2 protein-coding genes and 1 pseudogene are annotated in these 1,684 nt (G+C 44.5%); 2 read left to right on the forward strand and 1 reads right to left on the reverse strand.

All coding sequences use genetic code 11. From position 1 onward, the window contains the following. Together B5J93_RS14125 and B5J93_RS13090 are read left to right on the forward strand one after the other, a co-directional pair. Positions 1–134 (forward strand): annotated as a pseudogene (locus B5J93_RS14125) (IS982 family transposase); the annotation flags it as partial. Positions 135–316: 182 nt separating this feature from the next. Continuing rightward, positions 317–724, forward strand: coding sequence for a hypothetical protein (locus tag B5J93_RS13090; RefSeq protein WP_079326763.1), 408 nt, complete (start codon positions 317–319; stop codon positions 722–724). Between the two features lie 174 nt (positions 725–898). Here the strand turns inward: B5J93_RS13090 and B5J93_RS13095 are convergent, their stop codons facing one another. Further along, complete coding sequence (locus B5J93_RS13095; protein WP_079326764.1) at positions 899–1,453, reverse strand: RDD family protein; 555 nt, start codon at positions 1,451–1,453, stop codon at positions 899–901. Between the last annotated feature and the right edge of the window lie 231 nt (positions 1,454–1,684).

Below are 1,684 nucleotides of genomic sequence, written 5' to 3' on the forward strand. Positions count from 1 at the left end.
AAACCACCAAAGCAAGAGACTTGTGGCATCTGTCCAACCGTTTTATTAGAAAACTCTTAGCTCACAGTCTTTGTGTGCAAATCAACAAACAACTTGGCAATCCACCGCTTAGGTTTGAGATGATTTTAAGTTGAGAGTGGGGTAACTGTTGGTAATCATCAGACGTCGCCAAATGTTACTGATTTGTTTACCCCTTGTCGGAAAATTTTACCGTCCACCCACTTTCTGGCAAAATAAACTTGATAATATGGGCGGAACTTGTTTTAATATTAGCATAAATCTATCTTGGGCAAATCGCCCCCATTAGGACACTCTCATGAAAATCAAACACACACTATTGGCACTGACTGCCACCGCTCTTATTAGTACCACCGCTCATGCCGCCATTGAGATTGAGGATGAAGATTTTGGTCCTACTTACGGCTCTGCGGTACTTGATATTACCGTTGCCAAACCCCTACAATTGGTGGGTGCGGTTGCAGGCACAGCACTGCACGTGGTTGGCTTGCCATTTTCTATGGCGTCAGACAGTGTGGACAGCTCTTACCAAACCTTGGTTGAGAAGCCTTGGAATGCGTTTTCTCGCTGTGTCGGCTGTACCGAAGTTTATGACAACTACCGCAACGCCCACCAAGTAAACCCTAACGAAGTGCGTATCACTGTGGACAGACCTTCTGAGATTATCATTAATACCGACCAAAACGTGGTTGTAAACCCGCGCTGATTGATGATTTTATCATCCATTGTTTTTGTTTCTCCAACCTATTTACCCATTTTTGGTAAATAGGTTTTTTATTTGGATATCAAAGTAACAATATGGCAAACTTTAAAAAACTCAAAAGCCCTTATATAAAATCGCCCAATCCACACAGACTGGGCGATTTTTTAGGTTTCTTGTTTATTGGGGGACTTCTTGTTTTTTACGCCATGCCTGCCACAGGCTTTCATGCTGGATTTTGGGGACTTTTAGGGTAATGGTGTTAGACAGCATGTCATGCACCGCAAGCCCCCGAGTATTGAATGCACAAAACAGATAATTAAACAAAAACCCAAGCATGGCACTCATCAGCACCGCCAGTCGTGAGCCATGTAGCACCCCACCGATGGTCGCACAGAGTATGGGTAGTAGACAGGCACTGATGATACGGCGTGTGCTTTGTGCCCACGTCAGCAGATGTCCTGCGTTATCCACCGTCTTTAATCGCCATGTCTGCATACCGAGCGTCTGCCCTGATTTTCGCCAAAACAATCCATAAAAACCTATCAAGGTCAGTACAAACAGCGGTGTCATGACCCCATTTTGATACCAAGTTGGCAGTCTTTGGGCATGTGCCGAGTCTGTTCCTACTTCCATAAACAACAGCGTACCGATCACCGCCCCAATCGTCCCCACCAAAAACAACATTGCCAATATCAGCATGCCGTCATACAACAGTGCCATCACTCGCACCAAGGGTTTGGCGATGACAGGTAGCTCATCAGGGTCTACCTGTATGGGCTCATCTTCGCTGTGTGTCTGTGATGGACGGGGTTTTGGGGTTTTGTTTTTTTTAGCCATGGTGATAAATAGAGTCAAAATAGGCTTTATTTTACCATGACTTTTGGGTGTGTTGAATATTTATGACGCTTTTATGTGTAAAGTCTTAGGGTGCGATTGTCATTAATACTATACCAACCGAACTTA

Source organism: Moraxella equi, assembly GCF_002027555.1.
GTDB lineage: Bacteria > Pseudomonadota > Gammaproteobacteria > Pseudomonadales > Moraxellaceae > Moraxella > Moraxella equi.

What these genes read in the sequence shown, in the direction of transcription:
- B5J93_RS13090 (WP_079326763.1), top strand. Translation starts at nt 317, where the DNA reads ATGAAAATCAAACACACACTATTGGCACTGACTGCCACCGCTCTTATT.